This is a genomic window from Pirellulaceae bacterium, from assembly GCA_029243025.1.
Classification (GTDB): Bacteria; Planctomycetota; Planctomycetia; order Pirellulales; family Pirellulaceae.
The window spans coordinates 72,290-91,533 of record JAQWSU010000016.1; the positions used below are offsets into that span (position 1 = coordinate 72,290).

Here is a 19,244-nt window from a genome sequence, read left to right on the forward strand (position 1 = left end):
CATGAAAAATCCGGCTTTCCAAGCAAAATCGACGATCCAACGAACGGCGAGGCTGATCGCCCCTAACAGCTTTCTCGCAATCACAATCATCACTGCAATCTTTGCCGAGTTGGTGTTTGTCGGGTTTTGCGATGAAAACATTTATACCTCGCCACGCACCACCCTCCTCGGCATCTCCTTCGTAACCTTTTTTTGGGTGACCGTCGGGTGGTCTCTTTACTTTCTAGGATGCTTCTACAAGAGAATCACAGAAGGCGTATCGAGATTTCATCGGCTTACCTTTTGCCTGGTCGTCACAACCCTGTTGTGCTTTGCGGTTCTTCTCTACAGCCTGAGTTGGTTCTTATTTTTTCAGTCAGGCCGTTTTGCCAATTTTGAAACTTGGCGATTCATCACATTCAACTTCCACCATCTTTGGACCTATGTGGTTGCAGCTGAACCCATTCACCTATTCACTGCGTCGATATTACTGCTGCTCGCCTTCACGGCGATCCCCTTCGTGTTGGTTCGGAGTACCAGCAAGACCTGGCCGGACAGCAATCGTTTAGTCGGCCGACAATTCATCGCGTGGATGGTTCTGTGGCTAACGCTATCTTGGAGCTGGATCAATCTTTCGCACGAAGACAGTGTGCATCGACGTGTGCATGACACACGTGCAGTCAAACATCGGCTACATCCAACGATGACACTTTACACGTCGCACCTTGAATCTCGAAATGGCCAAGTGATCACGGACAGCTTGGCAAACAATTCATTGGTTCGCTTACCAAGACAAACCGTTTCCACAAAACGGGTCCCCATAAAATCGAGTCTGCCAAAACCGAATGCGCCGTCAGTCATTTTCGTGGCGATCGAATCTCTGCGACACGATACGATCCACCAATGGCATCAAGGCCAAGAGGTGCTTCCGAACATCAACAAACTCGCGAAAAACGGCATCGAGTTCTCCCGTGCCTATTCACAAAGCACGCACTCCGACTACGCTGATGTGTGCCTCGTTTCCTCGCTCTACCCACTCAGAACGCAGGGCCACTATTACTACGGGCCCCATGACCCTTATCCTCGTACTCTAATTTATGACATCTTAGCGCCGACGGGTTACGCGACGGCTATCATTTCCTCACAAAATGAAGCCTGGGGCGGCATGGACCATTTCCTCGAGAAACCCAGCCTCCACACCTTCTACCACCCTGAAACAAGCAGAGCAGAAACAACCTTTTCTGAGCTTGATACGGGGTTCGCCCACGAAGTCCGAACCGGAGGTTTAGTCGCCGGAAAATTAACGGATGAGCATACGACCAGCAAGGCCATTGAATGGATCGAAGCGCAAGTCCAGGCAGATCGCCCCTTCTTTCTGAGCATGAACTTCCAAAGTTCACATTTCCCCTACCTCATTTCAGAAGATTGTGCTCGCCCTTTCCAACCTGCTTCACTCGCCCCCAGTGTCAGTTTCGTCGAATACCCGAAAGAACAGACGGAAAATGTGCGCAACGCCTACTTCAACTCGATTCATGAATGTGACCGCCAAATCGGACACTTGGCAGCGGCGCTGAAACGACTGGGCCGTCTCGACAACACGATCCTAGTGATCACAGGTGAGAATGGCGAGTCTTTCCATGAGTGCGGAACCGTCACCCATGCACGCGAACCCGTCGAACCCGCAATCCACATCGCTTGTATCATGCATGCACCCAATTTCCTAAAGCCGACGATTGAAGACTATCCATTTGAGCATGTGGACCTGGTCCCGAGTGTCTTGGGCCTGATGGGGCGTCCGAGTCATCCCAACTTCCAAGGAATCAATGTTTTCTCGACCGACCGTCCTTTGCCAGACCATCGCTTGACGTTTTGCCATGTCAACTCTTGCTTCGCAAGAGCCGACACCATCCTACTTGGTGGTCGCTGGAAACTGACAGATGACCAGTCAACCCAGGCAACAACCCTCCACGATGTGATCGATGATCCGTTGCAATCCGAGAACCTGATCGATCAATATCCTGAGTTGGCCGATCAACTCAAGCAGCTTCTAGAAGAATACCGGCTTGATCAATTGGCCTACTATCACTTTCCCAACTATCATCTCACCTACTACCCACCCCAGCCACCGACTTGGCCATCTACCTCGCCAATTCCGGTCAATTCGCCTTCCGCGCCTTGCCAACCCACGGCAGACTCCCCTCTCAACGCATCGCCGTTGCGATAAGGAAAATTCGAAAGCTCAATAAGCCTCTGATTGCAGAACGATCGAGGTTCGCCCAACCAGACCGCATTCTGAACCTATTTTCGGTGAAAAGCGGCTCTCGCAACCGTGAATCTTCCAGGCTTTCACCTTGAGCCTTGCCCTCTCGGCTACGATAATCAAAAGGTCCAGCGAGCAGACCCTCATGGGGCCCCCTTCCAACAAGAAACATTTAACGGACACTACAATGCGAGTCGCTTGGTGTTTCTTTTCACTGACATTGGCAATCTGGTTTTGCGATGGCAATCTTTGTCACGGCAAAGATTTCACGACGGATCAAATTGATTTCTTTGAGCGTCGCGTAAGACCCTTGCTGGCGAAACAGTGTTATGAATGCCATGGCCCATCGCTGCAAGAAAGTGGCCTGCGAATCGATTCACGAACATCCTTACTGACCGGAGGCGATCGAGGTCCGGCCCTCATCCCAGGCCACGCCGATAAGAGTTTGCTAATTCAAGCCATTTCCTTCGGTGCAAATGATTTGGCAATGCCACCGGACGGTAAACTCTCCGCAAAAGAAATTGAAGATCTTCGCCATTGGATCGAAGCAGGCGCGGCATGGCCCTCCGAAGAGGTCCAAACCGATGGAGTTCCTCGACCCAATCGCGAAACGCGACACTGGGCTTTTCAACCAATCGAAAAACCAAAACTTCCACGAGTAAAAGATCTGCAGTGGGTCCAAAATGAAATCGATTTGTTCGTGCTGTCTCGATTGGAAGAGCAAGGGATAACACCTTCACCTGCTGCCAACCACGACACACTATCGCGTCGGATTCATCTCGACTTGATTGGTTTACCAGCGAGCCGAATCGCCACAGAGAAAGAATCGATTGCAGAGCTGACAGATCGCTTACTCGCTAACCCTCGCTATGGTGAACGCTGGGGACGCCATTGGCTCGACGTGGCCAGATACGGTGACACACGAGGCTATGTTGACGGAGGCCAAGTCCAATTCGCGTTTGCCTACACCTATCGCGATTATGTGATTCAAGCCTTCAATGACGACTTACCTTTTCGCGATTTCATCTTGGATCAACTTGCCGCCGATCAGCAAACCTATGCGGACACGGATCGCTGGCGGCTTGCGGCAATGGGTTTTCTGACCGTAGGCCGTCGCTTTAATCACAACTACCATGACACCTTGGACGATCAGATTGACGTGATTTCTCGCGGCCTTCAAGGGGTAACGGTCTCATGCGCGCGCTGCCACGACCATAAATATGACCCCATCCCTACGGCAGACTACTATTCACTCTACGGTATTTTAGCCAGTTCCTACGAACCTCAGCATCCGGACTTACCGACGCTTACAGCAGATGGCAAAAGTCAAGAATCCGCGGAACACCTCACCGAGTTGCGTAAGCGAGCGACTGCATACGACACAAAATACCGCGACCTTCACCGTGAAATCCAACATGAAATGCGCGGCTTCGCAACGGATTACTTGGTTTATCTTGTTCAAGAGTCACCCCGACATCGAATGGGAGATCAAAACCCACTGAAAACCGCAAGAACGGTTTTACGTGGGCCAACGGCCTACGGGTTCGGCTCGATTCAAAGGTGGAGACGCTACCTCGACAAGACAGACACCGCAGATTCGATTTTCGGTATCTGGCATGCCATGGATGTCATCGATCAAGATAACTTTTCCACCGAATTAAGTCGCCAACTTCACCGAAAAGATATCAATCAAATCATCGCAAAACAACTGATTGAAGATCACCCAGGTTCGATGGTGGAGCTTGCCAAATCGTACGGCAGTGCGCTGGAAGCCTTCTACCAACGAAACCGACAAGCGGCAGAAGCGAACTCTGCTCCTCCCACCAATTCAGAACAAGCTGAAATGTGGGCAGCGATTTTTGGAGGCGACAGGCCGATTACCATCACGCGTCTCGAGTCAATCGATTGTTATCATCTCGACGAACACACGGCCATGCGGAATCTGGCTGGTAAGGTTGAGGAACTCTCAATCAATAACTCACAGGCCCAACCACGCGCTATGTTGCTTCGCCAACGCGCCCAACCGCATCAGCCAACTGTATTCCTGCGAGGACAAGCCAACCGAATTGGGCCAGAGGTACCTCGACAAATCCCAGCGATTTTCTGGGGTAGCGACGGTAATCAACTCGATCGTCGCACACTTGGAGATGATCGACTGGCACTTGCCGACAGGATTGCTGACCGTCTCAACCCTTTGACAGCTCGCGTTTTCGTCAACCGAGTCTGGCATTGGCATTTTGGACAACCGCTTGTGCGTACCATGAGCGATTTTGGTGTTCGCAGTGTCCCCCCCACCCATCCGAAACTGCTCGATTACCTCGCAGCCTGGTTCATGGAAAATGGGGGATCCTTAAAAAAACTGCATCGACTCATTCTGAGTTCTCGTACTTATCAGCAGGCGAGCCTTCTCCGCCGCAAGCCAAATGAAATTGACCCAGAGAATCGGTATTTGTGGCGGTATAACGCACGGCGATTGGAATGGGAAGCCATCCGAGATTCTTTGCTTTTCGTTTCAGGTCAACTCGATGATCGCACAGGCGGACGCGGCATCATCGCAGATCCCGATGATCCGACGACCACCTGTCGAACGATTTATTTACAAGTCGATCGGCAGCACATTCCTTCATTTGCCAGGAACTTTGATTTTCCTTCACCTGACTTCACCAGCCCACAACGTCCCGAAACAACCGTCCCCCAACAACAACTTTTTTTTCTGAACAGTCCATTTGTGACCCAACAGGCTGAACAGCTCGGTCAGCAAATCACTGGGCTACCGCCTAATGAGACAGCGCGATTTCGCGAACTCTACCGACGTGTATTTGCGATGTCCCCACCTGAGGATGATCAACAAATCAAACGATGGTTGCAGCAGGCCAACCGGGCCAACCAAGGAACTTCCATACAAGACAAATGGACCTGGATCGCTCAGGCAATGTTACAATCCAATCTTTTCGTGTTCGTGGAATAGATTTCAATGAACCAGAATTCCCATCAAAATTACGCCGGCCTTACACGTCGTGAATTCTTGAACCGATCGGGCATGGGACTTGGCGCGATCAGCTTAGGCACACTGGGTGGACTGCCGACGACTGCCAAGACAAGTGCAGCCACGAATCCGCTCGCGACAAAAAGCGCTCATTTCCCAGCTCCAGCAAAACGTGTAATCCATATTTTCTTCAACGGTGGCGCTTCTCATGTTGATACCTTCGACCCCAAACCGGAGCTCACCAAACGCGATGGCCAGCCACTCCCTGCGCCTAACCTCATCACGGAACGACTGACGGGCGTTGGTATGGCATCGCCCTTTCGTTTTCAGCCATATGGTGAAAGTGGGATCGAAGTCAGCGAATTATTTTCCCATTTGGGACAGCAAATCGACGACGTTTGTGTCATTCGATCAATGTACGCCGATCTGCCGAATCATGAGCCCTCTTTGATGCTAATGAATACCGGCGTGGCGAACGTAGTTCGCCCCAGCTTCGGATCGTGGCTCACCTACGGCCTGGGATCGGAAAACGAAAACCTGCCGGGCTTTGTTGCCATGTCCCCCGGCGGTCACCCGGTGAAAGGGCCACAAAACTGGCAGTCGGCATTTTTACCGAGCGTTTATCAGGGCACCTACATCGACACACAAGAGACGGATCAAGTCGACAAACTGATCGAGAATATTCGAAATTCAACACTCGACAAATCAAGCCAACGACAACAGCTTGATTTCGTACAACAGCTAAATGAACACCACCTGGATCAACGTGGTAACGACACACAGTTAGAAGCACGAATCCATTCCTACGAACAAGCATTCCGCATGCAAGCGGCGGCAACAGAAGCATTCGATTTAACGAAAGAACCGACCTACATCCACCAGATGTACGGCAACACACCTCAGGCTCGACAAATTCTTATCGCCCGTCGCCTAGCAGAACGAGGCGTCCGATTTGTCCAATTGTGGCACGGCGCCTGGCAACCCTGGGACAACCACAACAATATTGAAAAAGAGCACCGCAAGTTAGCAGGAGAGTGCTCGCAAGCGATTGGAGCACTGATCGCCGATCTGCGCCAACGAGGCATGCTTGATTCGACGCTGGTGATCATCGGAGGTGAATTCGGACGCACGCCGACAGTGGAATTAGAGCGAGGCGGCAAGTCATCGGCCCAAGGCCGTGATCATAATCATCACGGTTTCTCGCTCTGCCTTGCCGGCGGTGGAATCAAAGGCGGACATGTACACGGAGCTACTGACGAATTCGGATTTCGAGCAGTGGAAGATCGCGTGCATGTCCACGATTTACATGCAACATTGCTGCACCAACTTGGCTTCGACCATGAACGGCTCACTTACCGTTACGCCGGCCGAGACTTTCGTCTCACCGATGTCAAAGGCCGTGTGATCCAGTCCATCATCGCTTAATCGACTTCGAAACCGATCAACCAGATACTCCAGCAGCCGACTTGGAAGAAAACAAATGGGCCGCTGTTTTGCCACCAACGCATGCGGCCGGTACATAAAGCATCAGGTCAACCACGGCGAACCACGCCGGTTTCGGCACCATCAGCAAATTCGCGATCCCCCCCCCCAGACACAAAACCCCGATGAGCAGCCACCCGGCAACCCAGTTACTTCGAGTGATGGTTTCGCAAACAAAAGCTGCCACCAAAGCACCGAAGGCATGAGCAAATAACGTGATGAGTAGCGCCGTAAACGGCAAACTATTGATATACTCCAACATGGCCTCGCGGTTGGTCAACTCGAGATCTGCGGGTGGTGGAAACATTTGAAACGAAACGGCAACACCGGCCCAGATCACAAGCACACCTGCCAACAGTCCGACAAAGATCCCAACGTATTGTCGAATCATTCCATTCGTTCCTTCTAAGCTCTGATTTTTTCTCATTGACGAATCTCCGCCTTTCCCCCTGTTTCCGCCTCAAGTGTAACAGATCCGTGGCCATCGCTCGCAGCAATCTCAGCAGTAGCCCAGGAATGATCATCAGATCACTCAAGACCGCTACCGCAGAATCCACTACAATCGATCCGCTCTTAAAATTGCCTGTTCATACCGGAGCCAACATGCGCCGATTCGCAGCATTATTATTTTTAGCCATTTCTGGCTGCTTCAGCGCGGAGCCGGCAAATCCAGCAGGATCTGGGCTGGTCTCAGCTCGAGTTCTTTCCATCCAGCAACTTCCCGCTGAAATTGCCAATCACCAAGGCCGCATTGTCATACTCGATTTGTGGGCACTTTGGTGAAACTCATGTATTGCGGAACTACCGCAGCTCATGCAGTTGCAAGAGAAATATCCCGACCAGCTTCAAACCATCACACTGAACCTCGACTATGATCAAACGGGCCAGGGCCCTTCGAACGATCTCCAACAAGAGATCGTCGAAAAACTGGACAGCCTAGGCATCAATACCGAAAACCTCATCTGCAGTACCCAAACTCATCAGGCTTTAGACGCGTTACAGATTGCCACGCTGCCATCCGCGATCGTCTACCATGCAGATGGTAAGCTCGCAAAAAAATTCGACGGTGACCTTGATTTCCGTTCCAAGGTGAAACCGTTTGTCGAAAGCTTGCTGTCCCAACCCAATACCCCCTGAATAAACATCAAAGAATTGTTCGATGTCTTGGATTACTCAATTTATAGGGTGCCTGCTGCTAAGCTGGCTTGTGAGCGAACCCCTCCCCTTCCACAACGATGGTGAGTACGCCTTAAGGCAACCCGTCAATGACTCATCCACCCTCGGCAAGCAAGCCGACAAGGTATCTGCCCCTGTGTTGGATGGATCGCAGGCAGCGATTGACGCGGCAGAGATGGTTGAACCCTGGCACATCCACTACAAGAATCAAATCATCTGCAGCTTTGTAATCCTGATGCACCTTCTGGGGGCGGCATCATCCGTCAAAGCAATTATGCAAACCAGAACGTCACAGGGGTCGATTGCCTGGTTTATTTGCTTGAATACTTTCCCTTATCTTGCCGTTCCTGCCTACTGGGTCCTTGGACAGTCGAAATTCGACGGCTATCACTCACTGCGATCAAAGGCAAATGGTACCGAGTCGATTCAGCAAAAAATCCGCGGAGTAATGGCCGACCAGCACTTGTTATTCAAACCATCAACAGCGCGAGAACACGCCCAAGCAACGCTATTGCGAAAACTGAGCAGACTCCCGATTACAACAGGCAATGACGCCAAACTACTAATCAATGGCAACAACACGTTTGATGCCATCTTGAGTCGAATCTCGCAAGCTCAGGACTATGTGTTGGTTCAGTTCTACATTTTGCGAGATGACGCCCTGGGCCAAAAGCTCAAAGCGACTCTCTTGGAACGGGCTCAAGCAGGAGTTCGTGTAAGCGTGCTCTTCGATGAGCTAGGAAGTAAAGAGCTCCCAGACAGCTACCTCCAAGAATTACGAGCTGCTGGTGCTGAGATTTTCCCTTTCAATACACGCAAGGGACGTGGCCACCGCTTTCGCGTCAACTTCCGAAATCACCGAAAAATCGTCGTTGTAGATGGACACGATGGGTACGTTGGCGGCCACAACGTGGGCGTTGAATACCTGGGGCAAGATCCCGTGTTAACCCCTTGGCGCGATACTCATATCGAGGTCTCAGGTCCTGTCGTTCTTTGCCTACAGGTTCCATTCGTCGAAGATTGGCTCTGGGCCACAGGACAGCATCTCGATCTGAATTGGCAACCGCGGAAGACGGCGCAGGCAGACAAAGTTGCAATGTGCATTCCCACGGGGCCCGCCGATCAATTGGAAACCGGAACGCTGATGTTCCTGGACATGATCAATTCAGCACGTGAGCGAATCTGGATCGTGAGTCCTTACTTTGTCCCCGATGACGAAATGATTTCAGCCTTGCAACTGGCAGCTCTTCGCGAAGTGGACGTTCGGATTCTCGTGCCTGAAAAACCTGATCATAAACTCGTCTACTTGTCTTCTTTTTCCTATCTCCAAGAAGCTGAAAACGCAAATGTGAAAATCTTTCGCTACCAACCTGGATTCTTACACCAAAAAGTAATGCTGATCGACGACGACATGGCAACCGTTGGAACCGCTAACTTTGACAATCGATCTATGCGACTCAATTTCGAGGTTACCATGGCGATTCACGATGTCGATTTCGCTTCACAAGTCGAACAAATGTTGATTGACGACTTCGCTCAAAGCCGATTGGTTTCCGCCAGTGAGTACACAAATCGGTCGTTTTGTTTCCGACTCGCGGTACGCGGAGCGCGTTTATTAGCCCCCATTCAATAACACCCCATCACCGTCATAATTCGGCTTCAACTGCAATGAGAAGACGCCTAGACTCGGCGACGAAAATCGCCGTTTCACCGCAGTCAACAAGGACGCAAAAATGGCAGATTCACAACAGATTGAAACGCTCGTAGACCAGTTGAATGGCGAAGCAGAACAGCGGGCAGCAGCCGCTGAAGCCTTAGCTCAGCTCGGCGCCGGTTGTCACGCAGCTTGCGTTCCCTTAGTACGAGCCTGCGGCACCGACGAAATGACTCGCGAATGGGCGACGGCCGCTCTAGAAGAAATTGGAGCTCCACTCGTCGATACAATCCCTGATCTGATCAGACTCGTTGACAACGACTCGCCGAACGTCGCTTACTGGGCAATCACTTTACTCGGACGGTCCGAAGAATCAGCGGAGCAAGCCTGCGACAGCTTAGCAAAATTGATCTGTTCTGATCGGGATCTAAGCTTGCGAGAACGAGCCGTCTGGGCTGTCGCGAAAATTGGTCATCAATCGCCCACCCTGCTCGACGCATTGAAAACAGCGAGCCAAAGCAATCACGAACGGCTCGCACGACTTGCCAGCGGAGCTTTCGCGTAATCGCACCACTTAGCGACTCAAGAATCGTATCCGACGCCGATCAAAGGGACGTGTTTTCTGTTGAGTCGAAGGGGCACCAGAGGATTGCGGGGCGCCGGTCGAACCCTGGCTATATCCTGCCTGCGGCTGCCCAGGCGTCGAACTCGCCTGCCCCTGAGCCGCATAGTGAGGTTGCTGTGCAGTCGATGGAATCGCTGCACCGGTGGCTCCGTACTGGGGCTGAGCGTGCTGGGGCTGAGCGTGCTGGGGCTGAGCGTGCTGGGGCTGAGCGTGCTGGGGCTGAGCGTACTGGGGCTGAGCGTACTGGGGCTGAGCGTACTGGGGCTGAGCGTACTGGGGCGATGTCCCGTATGCCGATTGCGATTGCTGAGGACTCGATGGAACCTGTCGTGCCAATGGGTTGTAGACCTTTGCGGGAGCTGGCTGAGTCGCGTTAGTTCGGTTCGGGCTACCCGCTGGATTCGCGGCCGGGCCTTTATTGGTAACCACGTTTCCGGTTGGTCCCGACGAGCCTGTCGCAGCACCACTCGCAGCAGCCTGTCCAGCAGCGCGTTGTTTTGCTAACAAAGTTTTCGTCCCACTCTCATACGCAGAAAACTCCGCCCAAATGGGATAGTGATCCGAGACTTTCAACGCTTGTTCCCTGGTCAGCCCAAACTCTGTTTGCAAATTGATGATGCCGGAACGCCCAACGTATTCGGTCGTATTGACACTACTGAAAACAATGTTGTCGTATGATTTATTACCGCGTGTGTTCGTTGGCTCACCGTGAACCGTGTAAGCAATCCCTGGAATCTCACCGAGTTTGCCGAGTTTCTTGTAGCTAACGTTGAGATCCCCCAACAGAATTACATCATCTTCCCCCCAAGGATTCTGTTGCACCGTTAAAAAGACATCACCCAACGCATTCAATTCTTGTTTGGTCTCATCAGGGTCCGTATGAATATTCGCCAAAATAAAGGTGAACGCATCAATCGTCGGGGAAGCGCGCGTCCGAAAACGCGCAATCATGGGCTCTCGATGGAGTAAATCTTTGGGATCATCTACCGTTTTGACTGAGCTAGGGTCGACCTCGATTCGTTGCGTATCATAGACAATCACATACTGTTCTTTACTGTCAGTACGTCCTTGTCGTGGTCCGATCACAAACTGGTAGGCTCCGCCTTCAGAATTAATCAGGCGAATGAAGTTTGCCATCACCGAAGGGTCGGTTGTCCTTAATTCCTGAATTGCCACGATGTCAAATCGTCGCACAATTTTGGCCAAGATATTCATAACATCTGGCTTGGCAGACTTAGAGGTACCAAAAACTTGAATGTTGAAACTAGCAATGCGGATGGTGTCACCTTGCTGCGCGGCGACTTGAATCTGCTTGGCGTCTGCAGCTGATTGACGGGTCGCAACAGGCAGCGTTGAAGAAACGTTGCCGGTTTCTAAAAAGCGTTCCCCCAATCCCTGAAGAGTCTGGCTAATGTAGGCAATACGATCTTTGTCGAGCGAGACTCGCGGGCGATGATTTACCCACTGCACCGAAATAACCCCAGAACTGGCCAGCGTGATCAGCGAGATCAATACCATGGGCGCACCCAATCGACTGGAGAGCAGATTCTTAACGCTTCTGGGCATCCCAGGTGTCGCGTAGTAGACGATGTTTTGCGATATCGACCTTTTCTTTTTCGACCTTGCCATCCTTGGCCCCGTAATTTCCCAGCAGGTGAATCGCGCGATCCGCGCGGAACGCAGGCTTCTAGCACAGCCCTTCAGACTGGGCAACATCAGCTACCGTCGTGCTGGCAGCAATCAACGCTGTCACTCCGAAAAAAAGACGACGCAACCGCCCACCCCAACATCATCGTTGTCGTTGTGTTATTAAGTCGGCTAACAGACGACTCGCCATGAAGACGTTCATCACAAAACGGCCATGCTGCGCTGGCTTGCTCGACCGATCGAAAGGGGGGTCGATTCAAAAGTGGGTTCACGGGTGAGACGGATCGAATCGAAGAGGAGTTCTTAACCGCAGAACTTCACTTTCAGGGAGTCCGTTCTTTTTGCCGAATCGCTTCGAGCTGTGATTCGAGACGCCGAACGATGTCCGGATGTTGTAGAAAAAGATTGTGTTTCTCGGCACGATCATCGTCCAGGTTATAAAGCTGGCCAGTTGGTCCATCTTTATCCGGCTGAATTCGACTTGGCTTTGAGAATCCACCGGACCCCAAACCGGTAATCAGTTTCCAGGCGCCATCTCGGATTGTCATTGTGCCATTGCCCGACGCCACGACGAGGTTTTCGCGAACGGGATTACTTTCTGCCTGGCGATCGGTAAGCACCGGCAAAAAGTTGACACTATCGTGTTGGACTTCATCCGGCAACTCGGCACCGACAATCGCAGCAAAGGTTGCCAGTAAGTCAGTAAAACAAACCAGCTGATCGGTTACCGTTTGAGGATCAACCTTGCCTGGCCAACGAACGACAAATGGCATGCGATGACCATTTTCCCAGGCGTCGGCCTTCATACCGCGTAAACCTCCCGAAGAATCATGACCGAACCGTTCCACGTCTTTTTCAAACCAGACCGGCCCATTGTCTGACGTAAAAATCAACAATGTATCGTCGGTCATCTTTGCATCCTCAAGTGCCTTCAACACTCGACCAATCATGGCATCCGTCATGGTGACAAAATCGCCGTACATACCGGCCTGACTTGTTCCTTGAAACTCTGGAGAGGGAAGCCACGGCGTGTGGGGCGCCGGATAAGCCAAGTACAAAAACAGGGGTGAATCGGATGGCTGTTTCGAGTGTTCTTCAATCACACGAATCGCTTCATCGGTAAACTTTGGCAAAACATCTTTCAATGCCAAATCAGGTGCGATGCCCCCCGCTCGCCAAAACTCACCCTGAATTGGCGACCATCCCTTGGTGTTTCTTGCCTCAATGTGCTTGGTGGGTGCGGCCACCGCCTGCCGATCACGAATATAGAAATAGGGTGGTATATCCGTCGAGGCTCGAATGCCGAAAAAGCTGTCAAAGCCACGATCGACCGGTCCTCCCGGCAAGGGCTGATCATAGCCTTGTTCAAGAAATCCCAGATGCCACTTCCCCACCATCGCAGTTCGATAACCTTGTGATTTCAGGAGCGAGGCAATCGTCAATCGCCCCTCGTCAATGGAAGGCTGTCGTCGCCAACGAGCAACGTTAGTACGAAAGGGATAACGTCCTGTCAGCAAGCCGTATCGCGACAAGTGACAGAGGGGCCCCGGGGCATGCGCGTCGGTGAATCGCATTCCGTCATCAGCCAATTGATCAATATTGGGAGTCGCAATCTTAGATTCCGAGTTGTAACAAGCTGCATCCCCATAGCCCATATCATCAACCATGATGACAACAATATTTGGATGATTTGCCTGCTTTGCATCAGCCCTCAACCACTGCGCTGACAATGAAACGGAAAACAAAATCCAGCTCCACAGCAGAAGCCTCACCCATCCAAAACGAAAGGAACGAATCATGCCAGCTCGCACTCGATTGTTCATTTATTTTCTCTCTAACCGTTTTTTCCTACCCGCCTAATTGTAACGCCAATCCTACAACGATGCCCAGAATCAGAAATCAGATCACCGTCCACAAGGCCTCGAACGTCATTTGAAACGGCGGCTTCCTTGACAACCTATTCGCTCATTTCCAACCGAGGCAGGAATCATTTCCGGGCCTAGCACAATCTAAGCCGACGAATTCCAGACGCCTGCCAACGGTCCCGTACTGTCGGCAAAGCGTTCCACTTCGGCACCGAAGGCGTTCAACATCGAGACGTACAGATTCGCCAAAGGAGTATCGTTCCCGAAGACCAAGTGTTTACCGACTGCCAAACGCCCTTGAGCACGACCCGCTAACAAAATGGGAAGATTGTGCGGATTGTGGCCGTTTCCATCCCGCAATCCGGAGCCGAACAAGATCATCGAATTATCCAACACACTTCCATCGTGTTCCGGCATCTGGCGAAGCTTGTTCAGAAGGTAGGCATATTGCTGGACATGCCAACGACTGATCACCTGATACTGACGGAGCATTTCTTCTTTGTTTTGGTGATGCGACAGTTGATGATGGCCACCTTGCACTCCTTCCAAGAATGAAAAGTTGCGTCCGCTCACTGCATTGCCGAACATGAAAGTACAAACGCGCGTCGTATCAGTTTGAAATGCCAAAGCGATCATGTCCAGCATCAATCGCACGTGCTCCTGATACTGACTCGGTATCCCCGTTGTCGGTTGTGGTGTCTTCGCAAAAGGAACTAATGGACTCCACTCGCTGGCTGAATCTCCTGAGGCCCTTTCCAGTCGTTGTTCGAGTGAACGGACGGACTGCAGATATTCGTCGATTCGCTGGCGATCAGCGACGCCCAGCCGTTGCCGCAAATCGCTTGCATCCCCTAACACCAGATCCAATAGCTGGCGATCGCGTTGTGCATTGACCGTTTGTGGCAAACCGGCTCGAAACAAGCGTTCATACACGAGCTGCGGATTGATTTCTCTGGCCAGTGGGTTCGTCGGTCCCTTCCATGCAACATGAGAACCATAAACGCGCGTGTAACCCACATTCCGATCAACTCCAATACTGATCGGTTCGGTCGCTAACTCTAAGGAGGGCAACGGAGTCGCATCAGCCACCGTTCGGGCGGCAAGTTGATCCATAGAAACGCCATTGCAATTCAGATCGATTCCTAAGGATTTATTAATCGTCGTACAGGTTAAAAACCCCGATGTCTTCACATAATGCCCATCGCCGAAGTCACTCGCTTGATTCCACAAGTTGGTCAACACGAGTAATTCTTTTTTCAAATCGGCCAAAGGCTCCAAGGTTGGCGAGAGCTGAAATTCAGTCCCCTGCCCTTCAGGAGTCCACTGATCCGCGCGCACACCGTTGGGCATAAACAACGCTGCCATTCTGATTGGACTTGCTTGTGCGGCCGCACCTCGCACCACAGAAGGCACCATGGCCTCCAACCAAGGCAAAGCAAGCGTGACACCTGCACCGCGCAACAAAGTACGTCGCGTAATCTCGACTCTGCATTTCGACATCATTCCGATTCCTGCTCAGGAACAACAAGTTTCGCGTCTGCCTGCACCGCAGCAGCAGCGGGATCCGTCCCTTGCTTATAGCGGAATGGCACACTTTTTACGATTCCGAAAACGAGTGGATGGGTCGAATAATCATGCTTCTTTAGCTGATCAACAATCTCATCCACGACACAACCGTCCTCATTACTCAATCCTCGCCCAAGCGCATAACCTAACATTTTCGCTGTGAGGTGTCGGGCAAATTGATCCTTTCGATCAAGCAACGCAAGTTTCAGCTCAGCCGGCCCATTAAATTTGGTTCCGTCGGGCAATTCACCTTGGGCATCAATTGGGTGGCCGTTCGATTTTTCACGCCAGCGTCCCAGCACATCATAATTCTCCAACCCAAATCCTAGGGGATCCATCCGGTCGTGACACGAAGCACAGGTTGCATCCTGTCGATGCTGCTCCAGTCGATCGCGCAACGACAAAACGGCACCCCCTAATTCGGCCTCTGGCAATTCAGGCACATCCGGCGGCGGAGGAGGAGGAGGATCCCCAAGTAACGTTTCCAAAATCCATTTGCCGCGCAACACAGGACTTGTCCGATGTGGATAAGAGGAAACCGCCAAGACAGCTGCCATTCCCAGCACCCCCCCCCGATGACTAGCTGGCGGCAATTCGACCCGACGGGGTTGTTCACGAAATTCACCTTGAATTCGATAGTGTCGAGCAAGCCGACGATTTGCGTAGGTAAAGTCCGCATCGATCAACTTCAACAACGAAAGATTCTTGATCAATAGTTCTTCAAAAAAGAAGACAGGCTCATACTTCATACCCCCTTCAAGTTCTGAATCATATCGCTTCGCGACGGTCGGATCAGGCTTAAATTCTCGCCCCAAGGCTCGCGTCCCCAACCACTGCTCTACAAAACTCTCGGCAAAGCTACGAACCTTGCCTGATTCCTTCAACATGCGGGCGACTTCCTCGTCCAACACATGATTTGAATTCAATTCGCCTTTGGTCGCCAATTGAAACAGGCGGTCATCCGGCATGGATCCCCAAAGGAAATACGATAATCGCGACGCGAGTTCATGATCGGTCAACAGCACCGGCTTACCAGTTTCGTTAGGCTCTTCGAACAAAAACAGAAAGTTTGGCGATAGCATCACCGCTTCAAACACAAATTGTATTGCATCGGTAAAGGAACGTTCTTCCTGGTACACCGCCTGAAAAAGACCAAGATACTTTTGCAATTCAGCTTGGCTCACAGGCCGACGAAATGCCCGTGGCAAGAATCCAGCAAGCACCTTTTTCGCAGCAGCATCAGGAGACAGATCCTGATTTGGCTCTGCCGTTATGAGTTGCTCACGCGCCCGTTGATCTCGAAAAGCGTGTTCGAGTGCCGTTCGAGCGGCATCCAAAAACTTCTCCGCATGCAAAGGCGAAAGAAATAACGTTTCACCCGCATTGTCAAACCCTTCACCTCCAGCGCCATCTGCCGGAAATTCCAAAGCCACATTAACGTGAATGCCTAACAGATCACGAACCGTCGCTGCATACTCATTGCGGTTCAACCGACGCAACCTTGCAGCAGACGGCGAGACACCGTCACCGCAGGCCGCAGTATGCAACGATGTCTGAATCCAATCCACCAAGCGATCGCGATCGGAGCCCGAAAGTACCTCGCTATCCGGGGGCGGCATCTCACCGCTGCGTACCCGTCGTAGCACCTTCCCCCAGAGCTCGGGTTCCGAAACAATCGCTTCATAAGTCGCAAACCGAGTCAAATTGAGATCGGCTTCAGCAGCGTCTTCAGAATGACAATCTGCACAATAGTGACTGACCATCTGAATTGCCGCAGTCGGACTTAACGGCTCTGGCTCCGCCGCAGAAAGCGTCCCAGAGACGATCCCGATTGATAACGTCAACACCGAATAAGCTCGAAACCAATTCATCGGCAGGCGGACAGAGGGAGGAAGGGAAATTGGGAGTGAGGCCAGGAACCATCTCCCCATCCTATCACTTTCTAGTCTTTCTTACAGCTGCAAGCAGCCGCGTTCAAGGAATCCTGCTGAAGTTCACGATAAAACACCACCTGTAAAACAACGGGTAAACAATCGTGACGAAAATCAGTCTCGGCGATATGATCGGACTATCTATTCAGCCGATCACTATTCAGCCGATCACCTCATGCGGAGAATTATCGATGAACGATGCCATGCAAGTTGCGATCGAAGAAGCCAAAATTGGTTTAGAGAACGGTGGAATACCGATCGGATCAGCACTTGTTATCGATGGGGAAATTGTCGGCCGAGGTCACAACCAACGGGTGCAACGAGGAAGCGCCATCCACCATGCTGAAATGAATTGCATTGAAAATGCGGGACGTTTGAAGGCGGTCGACTACCAACGGTCAATCCTCTATTCAACACTCTCACCATGCGACATGTGCAGCGGCATGACTTTGCTCTACAAAATCCCCAAAGTGGTCATCGGAGAGAACAAAACTTTCCAAGGTCCCGAAGATTACGTTCGTAGTCGAGGTGTTGAGATCGAAGTCCTTCATGATGCAGAGTGCATGCAACTGATGAACGAGTTCGTCGCAAGACATCCGGAACTCTGGGGCGAGGACATCGGCGTCTAAGCTGAGCCCCAACCTGTATCATCGATTTGCCCAACAACCGACAGCGTAAATCGCACCCGTGACGGGCCATGCTAGCAAAACACCTACCTTGCCTCTGAAAGAGATCCTTGGTAAGAGCCCGTCATGACCATGCGACCTCAATTCTTTCCACGCCTGCTACTGCTGGGCACGATAGCGTTACTGCTAGGCTGTCAGACGATCCAATACCCCAAAGGTTTGCTCGAACAACAAAAGGGCAAAGCGGGTATGACATCGCGCGAACTTCGAGTCATTCTGGACGATCTGGTCGTTCAGTACTGTGGTCGTGTCGAGCAATCTGCAGACCGAATCATCGCAGCCAATCCTGATCCAAGAATACGCAAGAACGCATTGCTTTGGAAAACCAATGGGATAGCAGCCTGTTTTCAGGCGGGATCACGACGAGACCCTCTCGGAGCTTTTCTGGACATTTGGACTCTGAACAAACAGTCTATCGATCTCTTTGAACGTCCCAGTGACGAGCGTCTGTTTGGCGCATCTCAATGGGTGGCAATCGAAACCTCCCAGCAACTTGATCAATCGATGCGCCAGATTTTAGACATGATTGGCACGGACTTTCCGATTCGCGAAGAGTTCCCGGAACAGTTTTCGCATGACTACCCGATCGAAAACCTCTATTTCAATCGAGAATCCATCGCAGCCCACTACACGCGTTATATGGCCAAGATTAAGGTGGCAAATCGCGAGTTGATGGACGTTGTGGGAGACCTGGACGATCAGCTCGACCAGCTTCACAAGATTTCATCGCTATACGCCGAATTCTTGCCCAAACAGGCACGGTGGCAAGGTGAAATCATGGTTTTAGAAACGCTACAAGCCAAGACAATTACGGAGTCACTCGCCAATCTATCAGTTGCAACCGATGGCGTGGCTCGCATCGCTGATACGACGGAAGTAATCCCTGAACTGGTGCAACGTGAACGAGACTATTTACACCGGGCGATTCAGGAAGAACGGATGGCAACCCTCAGCTCAATCGACCAGATGCGTGCCGAAACCATGGGCGAGATTCGTGCAGAGCGATTGGCGGTGATGAGCGGCCTGCAACAGGAACGCGATGCGGTGCTTCATGCGGTGCACAATGAGCGTATTGCTGCCACACAAGATCTAACTGATTTTGGCAAACAGACCGTTGTCCAAATCGATGCTTCTGTCGATGCGAAGATTGAGCAAATTGCCGCGCACAGCACAGACCTTGCCGATCACATTTTCCAGCGTGTGGCTCAACTTTGCGGAGTGTTCGCCGCGGTGATCCTCGTCGGCATTATGCTATTTCGATCGCGAAAATCGAAACCATCGCCTGAGGTTCGGTCATCGGACACCGTCAAAGGGCCGACCTTGCGAACACCAACTTACCTCGACGAACATCGTCGCAAGGCAGCTTAGCAGTAAATCACGACCAACT

At 51.6% G+C, this 19,244-nt stretch carries 13 protein-coding genes; 8 read left to right on the top strand and 5 right to left on the bottom strand.

Going from position 1 to position 19,244, the window contains the following annotated elements; translation table 11 throughout:
• Position 1: 1 nt before the first annotated feature.
• The 3 genes from P8N76_06750 to P8N76_06760 all read left to right on the top strand — a co-directional run bounded on the left by P8N76_06750 (position 2) and on the right by P8N76_06760 (position 6,650).
• Entirely contained in the window at positions 2-2,203 is a 2,202-nt protein-coding gene (locus P8N76_06750) for a sulfatase-like hydrolase/transferase (protein MDG2381355.1), read from the top strand.
• A 181-nt stretch (positions 2,204-2,384) separates the two neighbouring features.
• Entirely contained in the window at positions 2,385-5,207 is a 2,823-nt protein-coding gene (locus P8N76_06755) for a PSD1 and planctomycete cytochrome C domain-containing protein (protein ID MDG2381356.1), read from the top strand.
• 6 nt (positions 5,208-5,213) lie between these two features.
• Positions 5,214-6,650 (top strand): DUF1501 domain-containing protein, encoded by a 1,437-nt coding sequence (locus tag P8N76_06760; protein MDG2381357.1) that lies wholly within the window; start codon positions 5,214-5,216, stop codon positions 6,648-6,650.
• Positions 6,651-6,666: 16 nt separating this feature from the next.
• Here P8N76_06760 and P8N76_06765 read toward each other — a convergent pair whose 3' ends face one another.
• The gene (locus P8N76_06765) at positions 6,667-7,134 is read right to left on the bottom strand and encodes a hypothetical protein (protein MDG2381358.1); all 468 of its coding nucleotides are present in this window, start codon (positions 7,132-7,134) and stop codon (positions 6,667-6,669) included.
• 386 nt (positions 7,135-7,520) lie between these two features.
• On the opposite strand from P8N76_06765, the gene P8N76_06770 reads away from it, so the two are divergent.
• The 3 genes from P8N76_06770 to P8N76_06780 all read left to right on the top strand — a co-directional run bounded on the left by P8N76_06770 (position 7,521) and on the right by P8N76_06780 (position 10,102).
• On the top strand, positions 7,521-7,844 hold the full coding sequence (locus tag P8N76_06770; protein MDG2381359.1) for a hypothetical protein: 324 nt from the start codon (positions 7,521-7,523) through the stop codon (positions 7,842-7,844).
• A 22-nt stretch (positions 7,845-7,866) separates the two neighbouring features.
• Positions 7,867-9,516, top strand: coding sequence for a cardiolipin synthase (cls, locus tag P8N76_06775; GenBank protein MDG2381360.1), 1,650 nt, complete (start codon positions 7,867-7,869; stop codon positions 9,514-9,516).
• Positions 9,517-9,616: 100 nt separating this feature from the next.
• Positions 9,617-10,102 carry a HEAT repeat domain-containing protein gene (locus P8N76_06780; protein ID MDG2381361.1) on the top strand — a complete coding sequence of 162 codons (486 nt, stop codon included), beginning with the start codon at positions 9,617-9,619 and terminating at the stop codon, positions 10,100-10,102.
• Between the two features lie 9 nt (positions 10,103-10,111).
• Here the strand turns inward: P8N76_06780 and P8N76_06785 are convergent, their stop codons facing one another.
• The 4 genes from P8N76_06785 to P8N76_06800 all read right to left on the bottom strand — a co-directional run bounded on the left by P8N76_06785 (position 10,112) and on the right by P8N76_06800 (position 17,087).
• A complete protein-coding gene (locus tag P8N76_06785; protein MDG2381362.1) occupies positions 10,112-11,791 on the bottom strand; it encodes an endonuclease/exonuclease/phosphatase family protein in 1,680 nt (559 codons plus the stop codon).
• Between the two features lie 341 nt (positions 11,792-12,132).
• The gene (locus tag P8N76_06790; protein MDG2381363.1) at positions 12,133-13,632 is read right to left on the bottom strand and encodes an arylsulfatase; all 1,500 of its coding nucleotides are present in this window, start codon (positions 13,630-13,632) and stop codon (positions 12,133-12,135) included.
• A gap of 186 nt (positions 13,633-13,818) precedes the next feature.
• On the bottom strand, positions 13,819-15,177 hold the full coding sequence (locus tag P8N76_06795) for a DUF1552 domain-containing protein (GenBank protein MDG2381364.1): 1,359 nt from the start codon (positions 15,175-15,177) through the stop codon (positions 13,819-13,821).
• On the bottom strand, positions 15,174-17,087 hold the full coding sequence (locus P8N76_06800; protein MDG2381365.1) for a DUF1592 domain-containing protein: 1,914 nt from the start codon (positions 17,085-17,087) through the stop codon (positions 15,174-15,176). The genes P8N76_06795 and P8N76_06800 overlap by 4 nt, the downstream gene beginning before the upstream one ends.
• A 275-nt stretch (positions 17,088-17,362) precedes the next feature.
• On the opposite strand from P8N76_06800, the gene P8N76_06805 reads away from it, so the two are divergent.
• Both P8N76_06805 and P8N76_06810 read left to right on the top strand, forming a co-directional pair.
• Complete coding sequence (locus P8N76_06805; GenBank protein MDG2381366.1) at positions 17,363-17,800, top strand: nucleoside deaminase; 438 nt, start codon at positions 17,363-17,365, stop codon at positions 17,798-17,800.
• A 123-nt stretch (positions 17,801-17,923) separates the two neighbouring features.
• Positions 17,924-19,225 (top strand): hypothetical protein, encoded by a 1,302-nt coding sequence (locus P8N76_06810; GenBank protein MDG2381367.1) that lies wholly within the window; start codon positions 17,924-17,926, stop codon positions 19,223-19,225.
• Positions 19,226-19,244 lie beyond the last annotated feature (19 nt).

Excerpts from the sequence above, each read along its gene's own strand:
- P8N76_06750 (MDG2381355.1), top strand. The coding sequence starts at position 2 with ATGAAAAATCCGGCTTTCCAAGCAAAATCGACGATCCAACGAACGGCG.
- P8N76_06755 (MDG2381356.1), top strand. The coding sequence starts at position 2,385 with ATGGGGCCCCCTTCCAACAAGAAACATTTAACGGACACTACAATGCGA.
- P8N76_06760 (MDG2381357.1), top strand. The coding sequence starts at position 5,214 with ATGAACCAGAATTCCCATCAAAATTACGCCGGCCTTACACGTCGTGAA.
- P8N76_06765 (MDG2381358.1), bottom strand. The coding sequence starts at position 7,134 with ATGAGAAAAAATCAGAGCTTAGAAGGAACGAATGGAATGATTCGACAA.
- P8N76_06770 (MDG2381359.1), top strand. The coding sequence starts at position 7,521 with ATGCAGTTGCAAGAGAAATATCCCGACCAGCTTCAAACCATCACACTG.
- cls (MDG2381360.1), top strand. The coding sequence starts at position 7,867 with ATGTCTTGGATTACTCAATTTATAGGGTGCCTGCTGCTAAGCTGGCTT.
- P8N76_06780 (MDG2381361.1), top strand. The coding sequence starts at position 9,617 with ATGGCAGATTCACAACAGATTGAAACGCTCGTAGACCAGTTGAATGGC.
- P8N76_06785 (MDG2381362.1), bottom strand. The coding sequence starts at position 11,791 with ATGGCAAGGTCGAAAAAGAAAAGGTCGATATCGCAAAACATCGTCTAC.
- P8N76_06790 (MDG2381363.1), bottom strand. The coding sequence starts at position 13,632 with ATGAACAATCGAGTGCGAGCTGGCATGATTCGTTCCTTTCGTTTTGGA.
- P8N76_06795 (MDG2381364.1), bottom strand. The coding sequence starts at position 15,177 with ATGATGTCGAAATGCAGAGTCGAGATTACGCGACGTACTTTGTTGCGC.
- P8N76_06805 (MDG2381366.1), top strand. The coding sequence starts at position 17,363 with ATGAACGATGCCATGCAAGTTGCGATCGAAGAAGCCAAAATTGGTTTA.
- P8N76_06810 (MDG2381367.1), top strand. The coding sequence starts at position 17,924 with ATGACCATGCGACCTCAATTCTTTCCACGCCTGCTACTGCTGGGCACG.